A 2,430-nucleotide genomic window follows, 5' to 3' on the forward strand; every position below is an offset into this window, starting at 1 on the left:
GCCTAACGAACAAGGTTAGATCGTGCGAGCGAAGCGAGCCACGATCTGAACCGTTTGTTGGACAAGCCCGAGAGGCGGTAGGCGGGTTAGCTCTTTAAGAAAATATATTATTGATGTCGCGGGTGCTCAAGATGCACGATGGCGGCGCATTTTGAACACCCGCGCATTCCGTTGACGTTATATCAAGGAAAGGGGGCATTTGGCGGTTATCTTGCCGGTTTTGCTCATTTTGTAGGTGAACGAAAACCTCAGCGTTCAACACTGCACTCGGTGTCTTCGGATTGAGGCTTGTGCTTACATAGCCATCGGCATTATCCCCGTTTTTATCTTGCACCTGGGTTCCGGAAATATCCGTGTTCGGATGATTTTCATTGGCGCGCCACAGCATCGACAGATGAGTTTCGGCCGCGCTCTCATCCATGCCACTCCCCGATTGGGATCCAGATTGAGCAGATACTGAATCAGCTGGATCAGCCGCTTGCTGTTGGGGTGCAGGAAGCCGTAGTTTCTGGCCCGCCGGAAGCCCTTGGGTAGCACATGCTGGACGATCAGCCACAGGAATTGCGCACCGGGAACGGTGCGATACTCGATCTCTCGGGTCTTGCCGTTGCGGTAGCGGAAGGTCACCTGGCCGTTTTCACAGGCGACGATGTCCTGTTCCTGAATCACGCCACGATAGAGATAGCGCCCCAGATAGACCAACGCCTTGTCCCCGCTCCCCACGGCCTTGCAGTCCACCACCCAATCCTTGGGCGTGGCATCCGGCAAGGCGAGACCGGCCTGGGAAATCGCCGCCAGCAGCTTGGCGCGAAACACCTTCGCCAGGGCCTTATGGTTGAACAGATAACGGCGCTTACCCTTGCCTTTCTTGGTTCGCCAAAGTCTTTTCGCGACATGGATGGCGGCGGCCGGTACCACCATGTGAATATGCGGGTGATAGTCCAGGCGCCGGGAGTGGGTATGCAGCACCGTCGTTGCCCCCGGCATCCCCTGAAGCTGTCGGTCATTCTGACTGAAGGTGCACACCGTCTCCCAGCTGCACCGGGTCATCGGGGTGTAGATCGCCCGCTGGTGACGCCACGCCAGGGACCTGAGCTCGGCGGGCAAGGTGAAGGTCAGCAGAAAATAGTCCGCCGGCAACTGCTTCTTGAGCTGCCGTTCTATCCACTGTTGGCTCTCATGGGATTGGCAGTGCGGGCAGTTGCGATGCCCGCAGGAGTGGGGAACCAGCATTTGGTGGTGACATGAATCACAGGCGGCCTGCATTTTGGGGCCGAGTTGGCTGCGACAATCCTTCATGGCGGCCAGCGCCCGGCGATGGGAGGGGAGCAGGTATTCCTGATACTGGGCCAGGAATGGTGCCTCGAAGGCGGTGATGATCGATGACAGCCTCATTTGACCTTCCCCCAGTCGATGGAGAAGCCGTTCATCAGCTGATTGATCAGCCTGTCGGCATTCTCTGTGGTGTGGGAGGTGAGGTGGGTGTACTTGGCCGTGGTGAGGATGCTGCGGTGGCCCAGGAGCTGTTTGACCGCCAGCAGGTCAAGACCGGACTCGATCAGATGCGTGGCGTAGCTGTGGCGCAGACTGTGGGGCGTGATCTTTTTTTTATCCCGCAGGCCTCGGCCACCTTGCGTAGCGTGATCTGCACGCCGCCGCGATCCAGCGGCGTGGTGGCGCTGCGCGCCCCCGCCAGGCCGGCGTGGCGGTTCGGAAACAGCAGCACGGGATTGCGGTGCAGCGCCCAGAAGCGGCGCAGCACATCGCGCGTCGCATCGGGCAAGGGCACCAGGCGGTCCTTGTTGCCCTTGGCATCGCGGATGTGGACGCGACGGCGCACGGCATCGATATCGCCGACCTGCAGGCGCAAGCCCTCGCCGAGGCGCAGGCCCAGGCTGTAGACGGTGAAGTAGAAGACCCGGTAACTGAGCTTATGGGTGGCCTTGAACAAGCGATCGGCCTCCTCGATGGTGACGATATCGGGCAGGCGTTGCGTCTTGGGTGGCTTGATCAGGTCGATGTTGACCCAGGGCCTGTCGAGCACATGGGTGTAGTAGAACTTGAGCCCGTAGAGATCGAGCTTGACGGCGCTCCAGGAGTGGGTGTCCAGCAGATCGGAGAAATAGTCGGTGAGCTGCTGTTTGGAGAGATCATCGATGTCATGGGCGAAATAGCCGCCGATGCGTCGGATGGCGCGCGCGTAGGCTTCGATGGTCTTGGGCTGGAGCCCCTTGAGTTTGAGGTGTTGCAGGTGCTTGTTGTAATTGCGCTTGAATTTTCTCTCGGCTGATGATGTCATGGTTCAGTAACCTCATGATCCGTGGTGGGATATCCCCTCTTTATTGAGGGCGTGAGGTTACATTTTATGTCTATTCAGGGGTTGGTGATGAATCGATGTGCTTTTCTCCGCGAAGCGGCTTCGTCCAACAA

Annotated in this window: 3 protein-coding genes; all 3 read right to left on the reverse strand. The window is 58.6% G+C overall.

Annotated features, from left to right (window positions below; genetic code table 11):
- Nucleotides 1–294: 294 nt before the first annotated feature.
- The 3 genes from NPX02_RS20925 to NPX02_RS20935 are packed head-to-tail and all read right to left on the reverse strand — an operon-like array spanning nt 295 to nt 2,299.
- Entirely contained in the window at nt 295–1,395 is a 1,101-nt protein-coding gene (locus tag NPX02_RS20925) for an IS91 family transposase (protein ID WP_260296003.1), read from the reverse strand.
- Nucleotides 1,392–1,619: a tyrosine-type recombinase/integrase gene (locus NPX02_RS20930; protein WP_335342618.1), complete on the reverse strand. Its 228-nt coding sequence runs from the start codon at nt 1,617–1,619 to the stop codon at nt 1,392–1,394. The genes NPX02_RS20925 and NPX02_RS20930 overlap by 4 nt, the downstream gene beginning before the upstream one ends.
- Nucleotides 1,559–2,299: a tyrosine-type recombinase/integrase gene (locus NPX02_RS20935; protein ID WP_260296004.1), complete on the reverse strand. Its 741-nt coding sequence runs from the start codon at nt 2,297–2,299 to the stop codon at nt 1,559–1,561. Before NPX02_RS20935 ends, NPX02_RS20930 begins: the two co-directional genes overlap by 61 nt.
- Nucleotides 2,300–2,430: the final 131 nt, after the last annotated feature.

The organism is Sedimenticola hydrogenitrophicus (genome assembly GCF_025175675.1).
GTDB classification, from domain to species: domain Bacteria; phylum Pseudomonadota; class Gammaproteobacteria; order Chromatiales; family Chromatiaceae; genus Sedimenticola; species Sedimenticola hydrogenitrophicus.